This window comes from Natronolimnobius baerhuensis (genome assembly GCF_002177135.1).
GTDB classification, from domain to species: Archaea; Halobacteriota; Halobacteria; order Halobacteriales; family Natrialbaceae; genus Natronolimnobius; species Natronolimnobius baerhuensis.
The window spans coordinates 776,955-792,939 of sequence record NZ_MWPH01000002.1 but is presented as its reverse complement, the minus strand read 5'-3'; the positions used below and the strand labels follow the sequence as shown (position 1 = coordinate 792,939).

General features: G+C 58.8%; 25 protein-coding genes, 1 tRNA gene and 1 pseudogene. 17 read left to right on the top strand and 10 right to left on the bottom strand.

All coding sequences use genetic code 11. The annotated features are described in order from the left end of the window. Window positions 1-42: 42 nt before the first annotated feature. The 3 genes from B2G88_RS10160 to ribH all read right to left on the bottom strand — a co-directional run bounded on the left by B2G88_RS10160 (window position 43) and on the right by ribH (window position 2,496). Window positions 43-792, bottom strand: coding sequence for an HNH endonuclease (locus tag B2G88_RS10160; RefSeq protein WP_087714699.1), 750 nt, complete (start codon window positions 790-792; stop codon window positions 43-45). 115 nt (window positions 793-907) lie between these two features. Further along, window positions 908-2,056, bottom strand: coding sequence for a pyridoxal phosphate-dependent aminotransferase (locus tag B2G88_RS10155; RefSeq protein ID WP_087714698.1), 1,149 nt, complete (start codon window positions 2,054-2,056; stop codon window positions 908-910). Next, window positions 2,053-2,496, bottom strand: a complete 444-nt coding sequence (gene ribH, locus B2G88_RS10150; RefSeq protein ID WP_054863948.1) for a 6,7-dimethyl-8-ribityllumazine synthase — start codon at window positions 2,494-2,496, stop codon at window positions 2,053-2,055. The genes B2G88_RS10155 and ribH overlap by 4 nt, the downstream gene beginning before the upstream one ends. 202 nt (window positions 2,497-2,698) lie before the next feature. Here ribH and B2G88_RS10145 point away from each other — a divergent pair, with 202 nt between their 5' ends. From B2G88_RS10145 to B2G88_RS19560, 10 genes are all read left to right on the top strand, one after another. Next, on the top strand, window positions 2,699-3,343 hold the full coding sequence (locus tag B2G88_RS10145) for a hypothetical protein (RefSeq protein WP_176393214.1): 645 nt from the start codon (window positions 2,699-2,701) through the stop codon (window positions 3,341-3,343). Window positions 3,344-3,517: 174 nt separating this feature from the next. Then, window positions 3,518-3,883 (top strand): NifU family protein, encoded by a 366-nt coding sequence (locus B2G88_RS10140; RefSeq protein ID WP_054863949.1) that lies wholly within the window; start codon window positions 3,518-3,520, stop codon window positions 3,881-3,883. 166 nt (window positions 3,884-4,049) lie between these two features. After that, a complete protein-coding gene (locus B2G88_RS10135; protein ID WP_054863950.1) occupies window positions 4,050-4,667 on the top strand; it encodes a hypothetical protein in 618 nt (205 codons plus the stop codon). Next, window positions 4,667-5,614 carry a homoserine dehydrogenase gene (locus B2G88_RS10130; RefSeq protein WP_054863951.1) on the top strand — a complete coding sequence of 316 codons (948 nt, stop codon included), beginning with the start codon at window positions 4,667-4,669 and terminating at the stop codon, window positions 5,612-5,614. The genes B2G88_RS10135 and B2G88_RS10130 overlap by 1 nt, the downstream gene beginning before the upstream one ends. Before the next feature lie 256 nt (window positions 5,615-5,870). After that, entirely contained in the window at window positions 5,871-7,133 is a 1,263-nt protein-coding gene (gene tuf / locus B2G88_RS10125; protein ID WP_054863952.1) for a translation elongation factor EF-1 subunit alpha, read from the top strand. Further along, entirely contained in the window at window positions 7,134-7,442 is a 309-nt protein-coding gene (rpsJ, locus tag B2G88_RS10120; protein WP_004215311.1) for a 30S ribosomal protein S10, read from the top strand. It begins immediately after the preceding gene. A 132-nt stretch (window positions 7,443-7,574) separates the two neighbouring features. Next, window positions 7,575-8,240 carry a rhomboid family intramembrane serine protease gene (locus tag B2G88_RS10115; RefSeq protein WP_087714696.1) on the top strand — a complete coding sequence of 222 codons (666 nt, stop codon included), beginning with the start codon at window positions 7,575-7,577 and terminating at the stop codon, window positions 8,238-8,240. 77 nt (window positions 8,241-8,317) lie between these two features. Continuing rightward, window positions 8,318-8,389: transfer RNA gene (locus B2G88_RS10110), tRNA-Ala, on the top strand. A 386-nt stretch (window positions 8,390-8,775) separates the two neighbouring features. Next, on the top strand, window positions 8,776-9,015 hold the full coding sequence (locus tag B2G88_RS10105; RefSeq protein WP_054863953.1) for a DUF7563 family protein: 240 nt from the start codon (window positions 8,776-8,778) through the stop codon (window positions 9,013-9,015). Further along, window positions 9,008-9,163: a hypothetical protein gene (locus tag B2G88_RS19560; protein ID WP_176393213.1), complete on the top strand. Its 156-nt coding sequence runs from the start codon at window positions 9,008-9,010 to the stop codon at window positions 9,161-9,163. Before B2G88_RS10105 ends, B2G88_RS19560 begins: the two co-directional genes overlap by 8 nt. A gap of 15 nt (window positions 9,164-9,178) precedes the next feature. On the opposite strand, the gene B2G88_RS10100 is transcribed toward B2G88_RS19560, so the two are convergent. After that, on the bottom strand, window positions 9,179-9,361 hold the full coding sequence (locus B2G88_RS10100) for a hypothetical protein (RefSeq protein ID WP_054863954.1): 183 nt from the start codon (window positions 9,359-9,361) through the stop codon (window positions 9,179-9,181). Window positions 9,362-9,419: 58 nt separating this feature from the next. Further along, the gene (locus B2G88_RS19080) at window positions 9,420-9,701 is read right to left on the bottom strand and encodes a hypothetical protein (RefSeq protein ID WP_140408835.1); all 282 of its coding nucleotides are present in this window, start codon (window positions 9,699-9,701) and stop codon (window positions 9,420-9,422) included. A gap of 59 nt (window positions 9,702-9,760) precedes the next feature. On the opposite strand from B2G88_RS19080, the gene B2G88_RS10090 reads away from it, so the two are divergent. Continuing rightward, window positions 9,761-9,994: a hypothetical protein gene (locus B2G88_RS10090; RefSeq protein WP_054863956.1), complete on the top strand. Its 234-nt coding sequence runs from the start codon at window positions 9,761-9,763 to the stop codon at window positions 9,992-9,994. A 275-nt stretch (window positions 9,995-10,269) separates the two neighbouring features. Beyond that, window positions 10,270-10,383, top strand: a pseudogene (locus B2G88_RS20240) (DUF7692 domain-containing protein); the annotation flags it as partial. 190 nt (window positions 10,384-10,573) lie between these two features. On the opposite strand, the gene B2G88_RS10080 reads toward B2G88_RS20240, so the two are convergent. Both B2G88_RS10080 and B2G88_RS10075 read right to left on the bottom strand, forming a co-directional pair. Continuing rightward, the gene (locus B2G88_RS10080; protein WP_054863958.1) at window positions 10,574-10,957 is read right to left on the bottom strand and encodes a hypothetical protein; all 384 of its coding nucleotides are present in this window, start codon (window positions 10,955-10,957) and stop codon (window positions 10,574-10,576) included. After that, complete coding sequence (locus tag B2G88_RS10075; RefSeq protein ID WP_054863959.1) at window positions 10,954-11,220, bottom strand: hypothetical protein; 267 nt, start codon at window positions 11,218-11,220, stop codon at window positions 10,954-10,956. The genes B2G88_RS10080 and B2G88_RS10075 overlap by 4 nt, the downstream gene beginning before the upstream one ends. A 175-nt stretch (window positions 11,221-11,395) precedes the next feature. On the opposite strand from B2G88_RS10075, the gene B2G88_RS10070 reads away from it, so the two are divergent. Then, the gene (locus tag B2G88_RS10070) at window positions 11,396-11,629 is read left to right on the top strand and encodes a hypothetical protein (RefSeq protein ID WP_054863960.1); all 234 of its coding nucleotides are present in this window, start codon (window positions 11,396-11,398) and stop codon (window positions 11,627-11,629) included. On the opposite strand, the gene B2G88_RS10065 is transcribed toward B2G88_RS10070, so the two are convergent. Continuing rightward, on the bottom strand, window positions 11,603-12,412 hold the full coding sequence (locus B2G88_RS10065; protein WP_087714695.1) for a hypothetical protein: 810 nt from the start codon (window positions 12,410-12,412) through the stop codon (window positions 11,603-11,605). The two genes, B2G88_RS10070 and B2G88_RS10065, sit on opposite strands and share 27 nt — an antisense overlap. 322 nt (window positions 12,413-12,734) lie before the next feature. Between B2G88_RS10065 and B2G88_RS10060 the strand changes: the two genes are divergently transcribed. From B2G88_RS10060 to B2G88_RS10050, 3 genes are all read left to right on the top strand, one after another. Beyond that, window positions 12,735-13,181 (top strand): type IV pilin, encoded by a 447-nt coding sequence (locus B2G88_RS10060; RefSeq protein WP_087714694.1) that lies wholly within the window; start codon window positions 12,735-12,737, stop codon window positions 13,179-13,181. Continuing rightward, the gene (locus tag B2G88_RS10055; RefSeq protein ID WP_087714693.1) at window positions 13,178-13,711 is read left to right on the top strand and encodes a type IV pilin; all 534 of its coding nucleotides are present in this window, start codon (window positions 13,178-13,180) and stop codon (window positions 13,709-13,711) included. The genes B2G88_RS10060 and B2G88_RS10055 overlap by 4 nt, the downstream gene beginning before the upstream one ends. Window positions 13,712-13,883: 172 nt before the next feature. Continuing rightward, window positions 13,884-14,546: a Cdc6/Cdc18 family protein gene (locus B2G88_RS10050; protein WP_245835347.1), complete on the top strand. Its 663-nt coding sequence runs from the start codon at window positions 13,884-13,886 to the stop codon at window positions 14,544-14,546. A 93-nt stretch (window positions 14,547-14,639) separates the two neighbouring features. Here B2G88_RS10050 and B2G88_RS10045 read toward each other — a convergent pair whose 3' ends face one another. Then, complete coding sequence (locus B2G88_RS10045; RefSeq protein ID WP_140408834.1) at window positions 14,640-14,972, bottom strand: hypothetical protein; 333 nt, start codon at window positions 14,970-14,972, stop codon at window positions 14,640-14,642. Between the two features lie 110 nt (window positions 14,973-15,082). On the opposite strand from B2G88_RS10045, the gene B2G88_RS10040 reads away from it, so the two are divergent. Further along, a complete protein-coding gene (locus B2G88_RS10040; protein WP_054863962.1) occupies window positions 15,083-15,463 on the top strand; it encodes a hypothetical protein in 381 nt (126 codons plus the stop codon). A gap of 49 nt (window positions 15,464-15,512) precedes the next feature. Here B2G88_RS10040 and B2G88_RS10035 read toward each other — a convergent pair whose 3' ends face one another. Beyond that, window positions 15,513-15,917: a CBS domain-containing protein gene (locus B2G88_RS10035; protein WP_054863963.1), complete on the bottom strand. Its 405-nt coding sequence runs from the start codon at window positions 15,915-15,917 to the stop codon at window positions 15,513-15,515. Window positions 15,918-15,985: the final 68 nt, after the last annotated feature.

The following is a 15,985-nucleotide window of genomic DNA, read 5'->3' as shown; positions in this document are numbered from 1 at the left end:
GTCGGGCGTCATCGATAGATAGCGCATCCCCGCACAATAGTGTTACTTTTCGTCTCGAGGCGAAACCGCTATCGACCCCGCCTCAGCATGGCGATGACAGCGCCGACAGAGCGTGATGACGTTATCCATCGTGTGCGCATCCGCGGGTTGGTCGAACGACCGAACGGGCTCGAGATGATGCACATCCGGATTCTGCCCCAACTCGTCCGCACCGACGCCACACTGCTGGCACTCGTAGCCGTCGCGCTCGAGTGCCTGTCGCCGGATTCGCCACCAGCGCTGGCCGTAGTCGATGGCGCCGCCTTCCCACTGGTGATGATCGGGACCGACGACGTTCTCCGAGAGCCACTCGCCGTAGCACTCGAGCGTACAGAAACAACCGCGCTCTCGCTGCTCGAGTTTTGCGGGACGAACCTCGAGTTCCGACCCGCAGTGCCCGCACTCGACGGTAACTCGCTCACCTCTCTCCGATGGATTCTCCGGAAGTAACCCGAGTGCCGCCTCGACACAGTCCGAACAGTACACGCCATCCTTGTCCGACGGATAGTACTCGAAATCCGATCCACAGCGGTTGCACGCCGCTGATTCTTTTGCATCCGACCAGTTTCCGTTGTGCTCGCCCGCGTTCGGGTTACAGTCGTCACAGAACTCGAGGCGCGCTTTCGGATCGTAGAACGCCGTCCCACAACCACTACAGGTCCGGTTTGGAAGCGACTCGTCGTGAACTTTCGTATGGTGCTGGCGCATTCCCTGTTCGGTACTGAGTGATTTCCCGCAGGTCGGGCAGTCCATGCGGGCGTTGGCCGCGCTATCGGCTATAAACTCGAGGATGCGAAACTCGAACGCGAACGAATCCGAGATGCATCGCTGAGCGGGTTCGGAACAGAACGAAAACAGCGGAAATGGATTACAGGTAGCCTTCGTCGGCCAGTCGCTCGATGCCTTCCTCGAGTCGCTCTTCGCTTGCAGCATACGAGATTCGCGCGTAGCCGGGCGTTCCGAACGCACTACCCGGGACGGTCGCGACGTGGGCGTCTTCGATTGCGCCTTCACACCAGGCCTGATCGTCGTCGTCGACAGGGAGCATCATGTAGAACGCACCCTCGGGGACGGCAACGTCGACGTCGTGCTCGGCGAGCAGGTCGACGACGAGTTCGCGTCGCTGTGCGAAGGCTTCGGTCATTTCCTCGACGGCGTCGTCGGTGTTCTCGAGGGCTTCGATTCCGGCGTGCTGGACGAAGTTCACTGCAGAGGAGACCGAGTGGCTGTGGAGTTTGCCGGCTTGGTCGATCAGTTCTTCGGGGCCGGCGAAGTAGCCGAGCCGCCAGCCGGTCATCGAGTAGGCTTTCGAGAAGCCGTTGACGGTGATCGTGCGGTCGGCCATGCCGTCGAAGGTGCCGAGGCTGGTCGGCTCGACGCCGTAGGTAATCTCCTTGTAAATCTCGTCGGAGATGACGGTGATGTCGTGTTCGACAGCCAGATCGCGCACGCCCTCGAGTGCGGCGTCGGAGTAGACCGCGCCAGTCGGGTTCGATGGCGAGTTGACGATCAGCAGTTCGGTGTCGTCCGATACTGCGTCGGCGAGGTCGTCGAGTGCGGGCTCGAGCTGGAACTCGTGTTCGGAGAGGTCGACACGAGTGAGGTCGCCGCCGGCCATTTTGACCATCGCCTCGTAGGAGACCCACGCGGGGTCGAGGAGGGCGACCTCGTCGCCGTCGCTGATTAGGGCTTGGATGATCTCATAGAGCGCCTGTTTCGCGCCGGGCGTGACGATGATTTCGTCAGGACCGTGCTCGAGGCCGTCGTCGGCCAGTTTCTCGGAAATCGCTTCGCGCAGGTCGATGATCCCCGCGGAGGTGGTGTAGCCGGTATGGCCGGCGTCCATGGCGTCCTGACCGGCGTCGATGATGTTCTGTGGCGTCGGGAAGTCGGGTTCGCCGACCGAGAGGTCGACGACGTCCGCGCCGTCGTTCTCGAGTTCGGTTGCGAGCGCAGAAATTGCGAGGGTTGCAGACGGTTCAACTCGGGTCAGGCGGTCGGTGAATTCCATCGTCATTGCTGATCTGGATCTGACTCCGTTTCCGGAGTGGAAGCCGGTAGTTCGGTTACAAGGTCAATCGCGCCGGTAACGGCTTTCGCTGCGTTCTCGACGCGTTCACGCGCTTCGGCGGCGGACATACCGGGACCCGTCACGCCGAGCGTGACGGGGGTGTCACGCTCGAGACTGACATCGGAGAGTCGCTGTGCAGCCGCATCGGTGATCACCTGATCGTGGTCAGTGTCGCCGGTGATGACCGTCCCGATGACGACCACCGCGTCGACGCCATCGCGGCGTGCGAGTCGGTCAGCAGCCAGGGGCGCATCGTACGCGCCTGGGACGTGCACCACCTCATACACCTCGACATCGGCGTCGCTGGCAGCCTCGAGGGCAGCCTGCTCCATCTGCTCGGTGATCGGCCGGTTGAATTCAGCGACCACCAGTCCGAGCGTGGTCATACTCCCAGCGTGGAGAGGGGCCCTCAAAGAGCTACCGTTCTGTCTGGACTCGCGACTCCGCAGTGGGGTGATCTCCGCGCAGGCTGTGTGCTGGTCGGCGTTTATACTGCAGATAAGTTCCTAAAACGTCGAAAAACGAAACAAACAGAGTTGAAGGACAGTTGACTTATATGATGGGGGAGGCCCCAGTGGCGAGTACACCATGTCTGCCAATCGATTCACGTTCCCCGATGCGGTCGATACCGATACCGTCCAGTCAGTCGGAAAGCTCGTCCTCGCGACGGTGGCGCTGGTCTGGTTGCTGTGGCTCGTCTCGATGCTTCCCGGTGTTGGTCGGTTCATCCCCGGGACACCGGTGACGTTCGCCGCCCTTGTTGGCGCAATCGCGACTGTACTGGTCGTTGGTCTTCTGTTGTATCTCGCGCCTGCGCTCGCGGGACTCGTTCGCTCGACGGTTGACGGCCCGGAAAACGTCGTCGACGACGTTGCATCGATTACACACCTGTTCATCGTGCTGGTCGCCGTCCTCGTTGCCCACCGCGGACTCGCACAGCTACTCGTCCCGCTACTCGAGAATCCGCTCGGCCTTGGAAACGCTGGCTGGACGTACGATATTGTGTTCCTCGCGCTTGCGCTGCCGCCGCTTGCGATCCTTGCTGCACGGATCTACGTCTCACTGGATCCGATGTCCGAACTCCTCGCAAAGAAGTTGACGAAGGCGGACGACAGCAGCGATGAGTTTCCAACGGCTGACAGTAAGACAAACGCTGACGATGTACCGCTCGAGGCAGACAGCGACACGGATACTGACGGCACCGACCGGACACAGGGCGCGCGTAAGAACTAATATCGAAAGGCAGTGACCTCCTTCGGCCTGTCGTAGCGGTACGTCACGCCCGTTCTGTCCCACACCCAACTCGTTTTCCGTAGGCGTCCACGGTGGGGCGCGTCGGACGATTAATCATCGGAGACGCGAGCGCAGGACCAAACCTATTCGGCGCTCGAGTCCCTAGGCCAGACAATGACTGATTCCGATGACGATGCGTCGCTGCGCGAGCGTGTCGAGGCCTGGCTCAGCCGTGAGATGCCAATCATCCAGATGCACGGCGGGACGAGCGCGGTTCGAGAGGCCGACCCCGAAAGCGGAGAGGTCATCATCGAACTCGGCGGGGGTTGTTCAGGCTGCTCAGTCGGCGACGTCACGACGGGAAATATCGAGTCGGCACTGATTCAGTGGCCCGAAATCGACGAGGTCACTGTCAGGATACCGGACGCTCGAGACAGCCTCGGTGGCCCGGACCAGCCTGAATCGATCATGGGTGTTGACCGAACTGAAGGTGGCCGCGGTGACTGGGGATCCTCAAATCCGGGGAAAGACCACCTCTAGTGTGGGTACAGCCGATTTTGGCGTTGTGTCGAATGACTCGAGAGCCACCGGGTTGCCTGTTGTGAGTCACGTTGACAGGGCCGGTTAGTTTTGGGAACGCCTATATGCTTTTACGCGTCAATTACGGAGTTAGTGACAATGAGGACGTGGAAACACCCACAAGCCGATGCTGGGGGTGACAGTTGTGGTCGATGAGCCAGTCGTCGACGGTGACGCCGAAACTGACGGCGACGCCACCGCAGACGGCGACGCAGAAGCCGAAACCGACGGCGGCGTTCGAACGTACACCGTCCGCCTCGAGTTAGTTGACGAACCCGGCGAGTTACTCCGCGCGCTCTCGCCAATCGCTGACAACGGCGGCAATCTACTGAGTATTCACCACGAGCGTGGTAATATGACCCCGCGCGGGCACATCCCCGTCGAGGTCGACCTCGAGTGCCCACCGGATCGCTTCGAGGGAATCGTCGAGGCGCTTCGTGATGCCGGCGTAAACATCATCCAGGCCGGCGCGAACCGCTACGGTGAAGAGATCAGCGTCGTGCTGGTTGGTCACCTCATCGACACGGATCTTTCGAATACGCTCAATCGCATTCAGGAGGACGCAAGCGCTGCCGTTCTCGATCTCTCGCTGTCCGCGCCGGAAGGCACTGAACCAGTTTCGAGCGCCCGCGTGCGACTCGCCATCGACTCTGCCGACATCGATGATACGCTCGCAACGATTCGCTCGATTGGTGCCGACAAGGACTTTACCGTCGTCGAGCCACTCCCCGGAGGTGAGGCCTAATGCGACTCGCAATCCTCGGCGCTGGCGATGTCGGCCGCTCGGTCGCGGACCTCGCCAGCGAGTACGGTCACGAGGTCGTCGCGCTCGCAGACTCGAGCAGTGCCACGGTCGATTCGTCGGGTATCGACGTCGACAGCGCGCTCGAGGCGAAACTCAGTGGCGGGCAGGTCGGCGAAGACGACCCGGAGACCGTCTTCGACACCGACTACGACGTGCTCGTCGAGGCGACGCCAACCACGCTCGACGACGCCGAACCCGGGTTTTCACACGTCAAGCGCGCACTCGAGGCCGACCGCCACGTCGTCCTCGCGAACAAGGGTCCCGTCGCCGAACGCTACGAAGAACTGCGCGCGCTCGAGGCTGACAGCGCCGGTTCGATCCGCTTCGAAGCGACCGTTGGCGGCGCAATTCCCGTGCTTTCGACGATTGAGGACTCGACGCCACAGGCAGTTACCGCAGTTCGCGGCGTCTTGAACGGCACCGCGAACTTCATTCTCACCCGGATGGCCGCTGAAGGGCTGGATTACGAACACGTCCTCGCGGAGGCCCAGGATCTCGGCGTCGCGGAAGCCGATCCGACCTTCGACGTCGACGGCACCGACGCCGCACTCAAGTTCGTTATCCTCGCGAACGTTCTTTCGGAGGGCGGTTTCGCACTCGAGGATGCCACGGTCGACGGCATCCAGAACGTCCCCGGCAGCGCACTCGACCTCGCGGCCGAAGACGGTCAGACAATCCGACTCATCGGCGAGGCAACCCGCGAGGGCGTCCGCGTCGGGCCGCGTCTGGTTCCAGAAAATAGTGCCCTCGCTGTGACTGGCACGCGAAACATCGTCCAGATCGAGACCAAAAACGCCGGCTCGCTCCACTCGAGCGGGCGTGGTGCTGGCGGTCCTGAGACGGCGACGGCGGTGCTGTCAGACGTCGGTCGGCTGCCCGAGTTGTAGCAATCGACGACTGTTTTCGTTTCGTGTATTTCCCGCCGATGATTCTCGACAACGGCTTTGTCTCTCGAGTCGTTCGTCACGGTACGGTGATCCCATTCGTCTCGAACGACAGCAGGTGGACGTGCGTTCGAAAACCGTGTGGATGTTACACAAACCGCAAGCAAGCGTCGGGATCATCTGAATACGCTTTCGAAATGGTTTTAACCGCAACGGGCGAACAAGACCGATATAAGCGCCTTGCGCGTGAGCTACAACAATGAGCGAACAACACCAGAATCTGGCCGTTATCGGTCACGTTGACCACGGCAAAAGTACGCTCGTGGGCCGACTCCTCTACGAGACGGGGAGCGTTCCCGAGCACGTTATCGAACAGCACCGCGAAGAAGCAGAAGAGAAGGGCAAGGGCGGATTCGAATTCGCCTACGTGATGGACAACCTCGCCGAAGAGCGAGAGCGTGGTGTCACCATCGACATCGCCCACCAGGAGTTCTCGACCGACGAGTACGAGTTTACCATCGTCGACTGTCCTGGTCACCGCGACTTCGTCAAGAACATGATCACGGGCGCATCCCAGGCGGACAACGCCGTCCTCGTCGTCGCTGCTGACGACGGTGTCGCGCCCCAGACCCAGGAGCACGTGTTCCTGGCTCGGACCCTCGGTATCGACGAACTCATCGTTGGCGTCAACAAGATGGACATCGTCGACTACAAAGAGTCGACCTACGATGACGTCGTCGAAGAGGTTACCCAACTGCTCAAACAGGTTCAGTTCAACACCGAGGACGCCTCGTTCATCCCGATCTCGGCGTTCGAAGGCGACAACATCGCCGAAGCCTCCGACGAGACGCCGTGGTACGACGGCGAAACGCTGCTCGAGGCACTCAACAGCCTGCCAGCCCCAGAGCCACCAACGGACGCACCACTCCGACTCCCAATTCAGGACGTCTACACGATCTCCGGTATCGGTACCGTCCCAGTCGGACGTATCGAAACTGGTGTCATGAACATCGGCGACAACGTCTCCTTCCAGCCAAGCGACGTTGGCGGCGAGGTCAAGACAATCGAAATGCACCACGAAGAGGTGCCAAAGGCAGAACCCGGTGACAACGTTGGATTCAACGTCCGTGGCATCGGTAAGGACGACATCCGCCGCGGTGACGTCTGTGGCCCAGCCGACGACCCACCAAGCGTCGCCGAGACGTTCCAGGCACAGGTCGTCGTCATGCAGCACCCATCCGTGATCACGGCCGGCTACACCCCGGTCTTCCACGCACACACCTCGCAGGTCGCCTGTACGATTGAGTCCATCGACAAGAAAATGGACCCAGCAAGCGGCGAAGTCGCCGAGGAGAACCCAGACTTCATCCAGTCTGGTGACGCTGCAGTGGTCACCATCCGACCACAAAAGCCTCTCAGCATCGAGCCATCCAGCGAAATTCCAGAACTCGGGAGCTTCGCAATCCGTGACATGGGTCAGACCATCGCGGCCGGGAAGGTTCTCGAGGTCAACGAGAAATAGATGCAGCAGGCACGCGTTCGACTCGCTGGTACGAGTCCAGACGACCTTGACGACATCTGTGACGACGTCCGCGAGATTGCGAACAACACCGGCGTCAACCTCAGCGGTCCGATTCCGCTCCCGACCAAGACCCTCGAGGTGCCGACCCGGAAGTCGCCTGACGGCGAAGGCACCGCGACGTGGGAGCACTGGGAGATGCGCGTCCACAAGCGCCTGATCGATCTGGACGCCGACGAACGCGCACTCCGCCAGCTCATGCGCATTCAGGTGCCAAACGACGTCTCAATCGAGATCGTTCTCGAGGACTAAGTCCTCACCCCGATTTCGATTCGTTTCGAGAAACACGCCTTTTTGAACCGATCCAAGTCAGTCATACTCGAGTGGCGACACTCACTCCGGTAGTACACTTTTGTAGCTCGTCACCATAGCTAGCGCTATCCTATGTCGGAGCGTGCTCCCAGCCCGGTCTTCGAATTACTGCTCATTTTTGTCGTTGTCTTTATCAGCCAGTGGATTGCCGAAGCTGTCGGGCTCATGGGAACGTTGTTCGTCCTCTCGCCACCGATTGCAGACCGTCCCTGGACGGTCGTGACGAGCGTCTACGCCCATGGCAATGTCGGCCACCTCCTCTCGAACAGTATCGCACTCGTCATCTTCGGCTGGCCCATCGCTCGAGCGACGACGCGTATTCGATTTCACGTGTTTTTCCTCGTCATGGGCGCACTCGCTGGCATCTCCGAAATCGTAGTGTCAGCACTGCTCGCGGTCGTTTCATCCGTCGTTGCAGCGCTGCTACCGGTCGTTGCCATCCCGACGTTTCCGGCAACTGGTGGCGTCCTCGGTGCGAGTGGTGCCGTGTTCGCACTCATGGGCTATCTGCTCGCTGGCAACCGCTTCTCCTCAGGCATCGCCTCCGTAATACAGCTCCCGCAGTGGCTCGCCTGGGTCGTCTTTCTCGGCTTTGCAATCGCAATCACCCTCGCAACTGCAGCACCCGGTGTCGCACTCATCGCACACTTCACTGGCTTCCTGCTCGGACTCCTCGCTGGCCGCGCTCGAGTACTCAACGATGGCACGCAATCTGCACCCAGCCAGCCAACACCCTGAGCCGACGCGAAGCGATTCTCACGCTGTGCTGGCGAAACACAAGCTACAAATAGATACCGCCGGTTAGAATCAGCTGCGGGCTCGTAGATCAGTGGTAGATCGCTTCCTTCGCAAGGAAGAGGCCCTGGGTTCAAATCCCAGCGAGTCCACTATTTTGCGCCGCGAGCACGTTCTCGAGCGGTGCAAATAGTCGTCGAAGTTGGGTTTTGAAGCCCTGGAAGTCGCAGTGCGAGCGAAGCGAGCAACCGTCTTCCCTTGGGTTCAAATCCCAGCGAGTCCACTTCTCTCGGTTCGTTTTGCTCACCTCGATCAGTGAACTCGCCGAACATCGCAAACCCTTCGGGTTTACTCAATCCCAGCGAGTCCATTCGACTTTTGACACGTCTCGAAGTGTCCAGTTAGTCGCGTCTGTCGCGACTGACACTGAATTATGCACCGAACAGACGCGCGTACAAACCCCCTTTGAAAATCGAAGGACAAACGGCTTCGAATCCGGGTGTACGCCGTCCGGCGATTATTTCGAAGGAAAACGGGGGTGGTCGGCGTGAGTACCACCTTCGGTGTGTCACTCACTCTGTCGACGTGTCAGAACTGCGGGAATCACGTCAGCGACCAATTCAGCCGTGTCTACGGTGACAATCAGAACCGGGTTCACCGCTGCCCTGACTGCGATTCCTACCGCCGACTGACTCGAGGATCTGCAGCTGGGAAAGCGCTCGAGATTCCAGACCCAGAGACGGCCAACGGCCACCAAGGGGGTGAGTCCGATGTCTGAGTTCGTCCGGGCCAGTCGCCTGTATCACGTCTGGAGTCGAACGCCCATCGCCCATCCAGCCCACCAAGCGAGCGACGTCGACGTTCGTCGTGCGCTCGAGGAACGGGAAGTTCGGGCAGACGGTGGCCACGCTACAGTACGGTACTGAGCGATCCCTTTTCGATTATTCTGCTGAAAGGCCAATCACAGAAACGAATAGGCCGATTGGAATCAGTATCGACAATTCCGATACCGCGATTCCTATTATTGATAGCTGGAGTCCAAAGAGTAGAAGTTTCACTCCAGTAAGCGGCTCTGGCAATTCTATCGACATTTCGATCTCGTCTTCTGGTGAGGTTGCAGCCATCTTTTGTTACAATCGTTTTTCCCATAGTGATTTCTCTTGTGAAATATATATCCGCTCACTACAGCTGGATACTGATCACGGTTCCGACGACGATAGCGAGATTCGAACCGACGGTGGCACCGACTCGAGCGAGCAGCACGTTCCAGTTCGAATCGATGGTGCTCGAGTCCCTGCGTTCCAGATTGATCGGATCGACGACGATGTGATCGTGCACGTTGAGGTTGCGGCTGCGGTCAGCGAGGGATTCGATTTCACTGGCATCTGGCGGTGCAAGCGTGTGACCGTCGAGACACCTGGGATACAGTTCACAGCGACGATCACCGCGTGTAGTGTCGAGCACGGTATTGCGGCGATTCGGTTGGCCGACCGCGAAACAGTCAAATCGGACGGTGATTCCCGATGAGTCGCAACGGTCGGGACCGAACGGAATCGCCGTGGTACTGCCCACAGTGCGTGATCTGGGTCGGCTGGAAACACGACGAGTGTCTTGAGGGGCACGACTGCCCGCGACTGCCGCTCCGATACGATGATATTGAGACCGATAATTCCTGGCAGGTGACTCGGCGGGACCGTCTTCGCGGAACGTGGCGCTCACTCGCTGATCGGCTTTCCCGAGGTGACGGTGACCGATGACAGTCGCCGAGAACCGCGAACGCGGTCACTTCGTTGAGACAGCCGCCTGCGACCGATGGCCGCTCGAGCGCGTCGACGACGACCGTGCCGAATGGCACGATCTCGAGTTTGTTCAGGACGTGATCGGCGAGCAGGTCGGCGTGATCGCGACGGCTGGCGAGGTCGCCGAAGCCAAATCCTGCTACGAAACGTACGACCGCCGCGCCGGTCGGTGGTGGATTCGGCGCGAGAACCACGAGCGCCTGGTCGACGCGAATGGCTGGTACGTTCTCGTCGTCCTCGAGCGCGACGACCTCACGCACGAGCAGCGCCAGGAGATGGCCGAGACGCTCAGTACTCGAGTGACGAGTTTCGAGGTCGACCAGACGGTGACGGTCGACCGGGAGTAGATCGACGCGAAGGCACCGGACTATGGAACCGTTCAAAACGCAATTGCTGTTCTAATCAAGAACATTTAAAACCACTAATAGAATATGGGTGACAAGATGGGGATTGATGAAGCCACTCCAGAAGACGTCGAGGAAGCAATTTCTGAACTCGAGGAGGATAGCGACGACGAAGACGGCGAAGACGACTGACTCAGAAGACGTCGCCGATTGCGATTTTCGCCTGCTCGGTGTCGCGGTGATCGCCGCCCCCGTGCCACCGGAGCAGCGGGAGATCGCACGCTCGAACCATTTTGTCTTTGACGACAGTCAACCCCGAGCGGCCGTGTGGCCGGTAGACGACGAAACAGTACCAGCCGTCGTTTCGCCGTAGCTTGTCGTGATAGGCCCGATAGACCTTGAAATTCCCCGGCTGACCGTTGCTGTGCTCGAGCATGGTGCTCTTAATCTCGACGGGTGTGCCGTTCTGGAACGTCGCATCGTGCCAGCTGCAGCGGGCGAGTTTGAACCGACGTTTCCGCGCCATGCGCTTCTCGCAGATCGTCCCGAAGTGATTCGCTCGCTTGCTCCGATTCATGGGTCTGGGTGGTGGGCTCGCCAGCGCCGATCTGCTCGAGCGACTGTGTAGGTCATCCAGGCTGCGAGCCCGACCGACACAATCGTCAGCCCAACTGCGCCGGTATAGAGCAAGATCGGGCCACCGGCGAGAAGGCAGCCGACCATCGTGACCGTCTGCCTCGAGAAGACACCGCGCTCGTAATCGCGGCGAAGTTCGTAGGCTACCCTGACGAGACCGAATCGACCGACTCCTGAGAGATAGCGGAGTTGGTCAGCGAGCACGCCGACTCACCCCGAGTGCGTACGCGCCTCGCGCGCCGTTATATCTGGTTGATATTCCCGAACATGTAGTCTCTCGTTGCCATTTGCAACGAGGAAGCGGTCAATCCGCCCCATCTAATATCTCAGCTATTTGGATAGTCGTTAACTACAATAGGTAGTAGGTTGCCCGCCGAATATGGCCATTCGAAAACTGCAACACGTCGGCGGTGGATCGACCGGAGTTACCCTTCCAAAAGACGATCTTCAACTCGAGGAACTCCTGGACGACGACGGGACGCTCGAGGGCGAACATCACGCCCATGTCAAATACGAAGGTGATGGAACGTGGACGCTGAAATTGCTCGATATGTGGCGGCGGGCGAAGAGTCCGGCCCGACGGTGGTCAGTTCCGTGGTCGGATTCCGAGTGACCTGGCGGCATCGGCCGAGATCGTCACCATGCGCTCGCCCGACGTAACTCGTTCTCCGGCGACATCTTGGATAAGTGCCGCTAACTCGTCGCGGTAGGACTGGGGCTGCTCTTCTTGAATTTGGACGGTTCGCTTGGTTGGCTGGTGCAAGGTTCGATTTGCGACGTACGCGAGTACGAACATCTTGCGGGTTTCGTGCGGTGCATCCTCGAGATACCACGGCAGCGAGAAGTCATCGACGTGAGCCTTTGGGCCGACTGGCGCACCGAGAACTGTGAGCACCCGACCGAGAACGGGGTCGTCTTCGGAGGGGCGAACCTCAGTTGCGCGGCCGTCGTCATCACGATGGGCGAGCTGGTAGTCGAGATCGGCGGCGTCCAGGACGTCGATCACGTGCGAGTCTTCGCCGTTGATGTTCAGTGCGAACGACGGCTGGTAGTTCTCGGTAGTGATCGATCCGCCGGAAAAGACGTTCGCGGCGAGCGTATTGAGAACGACGAACTCCGTATCACCGTAGGTGGCCTCGAGCCAGCCGTATTTCTCTGCGGCCTCGAGCGCCCGGACTGCGTCTGGTCGGCTGTCCCCGTCGATCCACGGCCGGATTCGGCTGCGAGGAATTTCCAACGCACTCGAGACGGCGTAGGAGCCTTTGGTTGGGTGTTCGCTGGCGTAGCGCATCACCGCCTGGTAGTCGAGCACGGCGGCCCACCCGTCCTCGTATGCCCCACCGTCGTAGGTGCGCGCCAGCGCGCGCCGATCCACCAGCCCATCCTGGTCGTTCATATCAAATTCTTTTTTCGAAGGGCAATAATAATTTCTCCAGAGACGCCAAACTATGAAATCGCAAGACTGCGCTGCTTCAAGCGGGTGCTGTAGGTGTTCTACCCACGCCTGATTATCATTGGTGAAAGCGTTTTCAGATATCCAGACAGACACGATCCCTTATCTATAAGTATTCCCGGTTGTCTGGTACGTATCAGCACCAAAGGAAACGGAAAGGAAGAGGACGCACAGGGGCTGCGGTTTCAATCCCCCACTGGCGTCACTCTCGGGTTTCAGACCTCGAGAAATAACTCTTCCGACCGTTCAGGGGTGCGTGCATACAATGGATATCGAAAAATACGGTAAGAAACTCATCGGCAACGATGAGGAACGGGCAGTATCGCCAGTTATCGGCGTGATCTTGATGGTCGCGATAACCGTCATTCTCGCGGCTGTGATTGCGGCGTTCGTGCTGGATCTTGGTGGATCTATAGGTGAAGAAGCACAGGCTGGTGTATCGATTGAGGTAGATGAGTCTGATCATAAGATTCAAATCCAGGTCACTTCAATGGGAAACTCCGATGAAATCGACGTACGAGGAGAAAACGTCGATTATAGTGGCGACCATCTAATAGAAGCGGGTGAAACTCTCACATTAGAACCTGATGATGGTCTTGAGAATGAAGCCGATGTTTCTGGTACTGTAACTGCTGTTGCCATTATCACAGATGACGGTACTGAAACGCAGGTTGGAAGTGCCGACTTCGATTTTGAAGGCTATTCGCCATGAACATTGGAAAATATAAGAACATCTTGGTAGGTAGTGAGGAGGAGCGTGCTGTTTCACCGGTGATTGGGGTAATCCTCATGGTCGCGATAACAGTCATTCTCGCGGCCGTGATCGCGGCGTTCGTGTTAGATCTTGGTGGTTCCGTAGGTGAAGAAGCACAAGCGGGTGTCTCGCTTGAAGTTGACGAGACTGAGCATAATGTAGTGGCGTCAGTTACTTCTATGGGCAACGCCGATAGGATTGAGATCAGGAGTGATGTCCCCGGCGATGAGCAGGGAGATGTTCATGAAATTGATGAAGTCGGGAGCTTAATTGAATTCGACTATTCAGAACAGGATGGTGTCAGTAACAGTGATAACGATTTCGTCGCTGGAACCGACGATCCTGATGACAGTGAATTTGTTGACAGTGATGCTGTCTTCAATGGAACAGTAACTGCTGTTGCCATCATTGATGATGATGATACTGAAACTACGGTGACTTCTGAGGACTTCGACTTCTACGACGACTTTGTCGAGATGGCGCCCTAACTCTCTCAACCTCTCTGCCAAATAATTCTATTATTTCCCAAATTTGAGCGTGTCATAGAAAACGTCTCATGCTCTCTTCCTTCTGATTATACAGATAGATTTGTGCATACCAGCCCACAGAACCTTTCTTGACCATCTAGTTTTATTACCTGAGTGTTACTGCAGGCTATGTATGATCACGGACGCTCGAGCCCTCGAGACGACCTATTTACCCCAGGATCTCGAGCACCGAGACGGGCAAATCAGCCAAATCGCTGCAGTGTTGGACCCGATTACGAACGGACATAGCAGCGACCACACGCTGATTTTCGGACCCTCGGGCTCAGGAAAGACCACGCTCGCGAAGTACGTCGTGCGGAAGCTACGACAGGAATCGTTCGGTGTGCGGCGTGCGTACTGGAACTGCATGTCGGGCTCGGCGAAGACTGACGTCTTGCACGGCCTCGCCCAAGACTCGGGGATCGGGAACCACCTCTCGAGAGACGGCACCGGCGCAGGGCGGTTTATCGACGAGTTTCGGAATACCGACGACCACATCGTCGCGATTCTCGACGAGGTCGACGTCCTCGAGGACGAAACCCTGCTGCTCGGGCTGGGTGACCTGCCGAACGTGACGATCATTGCGATTACGATTGACGAAGACGACTTTTTCGCGAATCACCAGCTAAACGGCCGCGTGAAATCTCGCTTCTCGAGTGCGGAGACGCTTCGCTTGTTGAAGTACACGCACGACGAACTCATCGACATCCTCCTGGCACGAATCAGCGCCGGACTCCGACCCGGCGTGATCGCCCTGGACGTCGTCGAATACATCGCCGATCTCGAGTTCGTGTAGAAACTCGAGGATGGAGTTATCAACTTCGTCGCGTCGAGTTCGCTGTGTACAGCCGGTTGCTCCTCGAATTCACTCGAGTACACAAATAGCCACTTATCGGAGCTGCGAGCGAACCCAGCCCTCGAGTCGATTCGCAATGCCGGTCGCAATCGCCTCACTAATCTGTTCAGGCGAGTCAGCGAGGTCCCAGACGTAGTCGCCGGTGTCCGTAATCGCGATCCACTCGACGTAGCCGGCGCGGTCGAGTTCGACTAACACTGTCTCGAGCGTATCGGAGCCGAGCGAGACGGAGAGGTGGGACTCGAGTGCGGCCTCGAGTTGGGTTGTCGTCACGAGCACCTGCTCGTCAGTGTCGGTCGTGGGTTCGCTCGGCATCGCGGGCGACGGTCCGGAGGGGGAGGGCGGGGACGGCGGCTGGTTACTCATAGACTGGCGAGTGCTGGCGACCGAATCGGCATAAGCTTCCTGATGGCCGAGCGCTCATCTTGGGCTAGTGATACGAACAGCCAAGTGAGTGGCTAGCTAGCAGAGAGCATATGGCTGACGATACTGATCAACTCGAGGAGCGGGATCGAGGAGATGGATCACATCTCGAGGGCGTTTCTGATGCCGATGACGACCCGACGGATTCGTTCGACCTCGAGTGGGCGGAGCGAGTTCGGATCGGGGTCAGTCGCGGCGAGGAGGACCTCGAGATCGGCCCGCCCCGAGAGTATCCGAATCGAGCGGATATTGCGGTCAGACCGGTGTCGGCGGACAGTACGCGGATCGGCCTGAGTATCGATGTGATGGCGAGTGACTACGGGGCGGGACACGCCGATGTCGAACTGACGCCGGCCGAGGCGCGGACGCTTCGGGATCGACTGGACGAGACCGTTCGCTGGATGACCGATACCGAGGGCGACGAGATGGAGTGACGCGAGAAGAGCCGTTTGAACGCAACGCTATCGTCCCAGTTGGGCTTCGTTACTCGGGGCTTGGCGACTGAATGCGCGAGACGTACGACGCCAGATCGGTCGTCGTAATCATGCCGATGACTCCCTCGTCCTCGTCGACGACCGGCAGGTGCTTGAAGCCGTGTTCGACCATCAGATCGGCCGCATCACGGATGCTATCCTGTGCCGAAACCGTGACAACGTCTTCGGTCATGTAGCGTTCGACTGTCGTCTCGGCTTTCGGATGACTCTGTGCGACGATATCGACGAAGTCCGTCGTCGTCAGGATTCCCTCGAGTTCGTTGTCTTCGGCGATGACGACGACGGAGCCGATGTCTTTCTCGAGCATTACCTGGCCGGCATCCTCGACGAGGGTGTCGGACGTGACGGTCTCGAGCGAGGCGGACATAACTCGTGCAACGAAGATGTCTTCCATACGTTCACATGGCGCGTAGGAGTACTAAGAATTGGCGAAGATGGCACGGCGGGCCGGTTTCGTCGTGC

Bases quoted from the DNA above. Each gene is read 5' to 3' on its own strand.
- B2G88_RS10160 (WP_087714699.1), bottom strand. From the start codon at position 792: ATGGACTGCCCGACCTGCGGGAAATCACTCAGTACCGAACAGGGAATG.
- B2G88_RS10155 (WP_087714698.1), bottom strand. From the start codon at position 2,056: ATGACGATGGAATTCACCGACCGCCTGACCCGAGTTGAACCGTCTGCA.
- ribH (WP_054863948.1), bottom strand. From the start codon at position 2,496: ATGACCACGCTCGGACTGGTGGTCGCTGAATTCAACCGGCCGATCACC.
- B2G88_RS10145 (WP_176393214.1), top strand. From the start codon at position 2,699: ATGTCTGCCAATCGATTCACGTTCCCCGATGCGGTCGATACCGATACC.
- B2G88_RS10140 (WP_054863949.1), top strand. From the start codon at position 3,518: ATGACTGATTCCGATGACGATGCGTCGCTGCGCGAGCGTGTCGAGGCC.
- B2G88_RS10135 (WP_054863950.1), top strand. From the start codon at position 4,050: ATGCTGGGGGTGACAGTTGTGGTCGATGAGCCAGTCGTCGACGGTGAC.
- B2G88_RS10130 (WP_054863951.1), top strand. From the start codon at position 4,667: ATGCGACTCGCAATCCTCGGCGCTGGCGATGTCGGCCGCTCGGTCGCG.
- tuf (WP_054863952.1), top strand. From the start codon at position 5,871: ATGAGCGAACAACACCAGAATCTGGCCGTTATCGGTCACGTTGACCAC.
- rpsJ (WP_004215311.1), top strand. From the start codon at position 7,134: ATGCAGCAGGCACGCGTTCGACTCGCTGGTACGAGTCCAGACGACCTT.
- B2G88_RS10115 (WP_087714696.1), top strand. From the start codon at position 7,575: ATGTCGGAGCGTGCTCCCAGCCCGGTCTTCGAATTACTGCTCATTTTT.
- B2G88_RS19560 (WP_176393213.1), top strand. From the start codon at position 9,008: ATGTCTGAGTTCGTCCGGGCCAGTCGCCTGTATCACGTCTGGAGTCGA.
- B2G88_RS10100 (WP_054863954.1), bottom strand. From the start codon at position 9,361: ATGGCTGCAACCTCACCAGAAGACGAGATCGAAATGTCGATAGAATTG.
- B2G88_RS10090 (WP_054863956.1), top strand. From the start codon at position 9,761: ATGAGTCGCAACGGTCGGGACCGAACGGAATCGCCGTGGTACTGCCCA.
- B2G88_RS10080 (WP_054863958.1), bottom strand. From the start codon at position 10,957: ATGAATCGGAGCAAGCGAGCGAATCACTTCGGGACGATCTGCGAGAAG.
- B2G88_RS10070 (WP_054863960.1), top strand. From the start codon at position 11,396: ATGGCCATTCGAAAACTGCAACACGTCGGCGGTGGATCGACCGGAGTT.
- B2G88_RS10065 (WP_087714695.1), bottom strand. From the start codon at position 12,412: ATGAACGACCAGGATGGGCTGGTGGATCGGCGCGCGCTGGCGCGCACC.
- B2G88_RS10060 (WP_087714694.1), top strand. From the start codon at position 12,735: ATGGATATCGAAAAATACGGTAAGAAACTCATCGGCAACGATGAGGAA.
- B2G88_RS10055 (WP_087714693.1), top strand. From the start codon at position 13,178: ATGAACATTGGAAAATATAAGAACATCTTGGTAGGTAGTGAGGAGGAG.
- B2G88_RS10050 (WP_245835347.1), top strand. From the start codon at position 13,884: ATGATCACGGACGCTCGAGCCCTCGAGACGACCTATTTACCCCAGGAT.
- B2G88_RS10045 (WP_140408834.1), bottom strand. From the start codon at position 14,972: ATGAGTAACCAGCCGCCGTCCCCGCCCTCCCCCTCCGGACCGTCGCCC.
- B2G88_RS10040 (WP_054863962.1), top strand. From the start codon at position 15,083: ATGGCTGACGATACTGATCAACTCGAGGAGCGGGATCGAGGAGATGGA.
- B2G88_RS10035 (WP_054863963.1), bottom strand. From the start codon at position 15,917: ATGGAAGACATCTTCGTTGCACGAGTTATGTCCGCCTCGCTCGAGACC.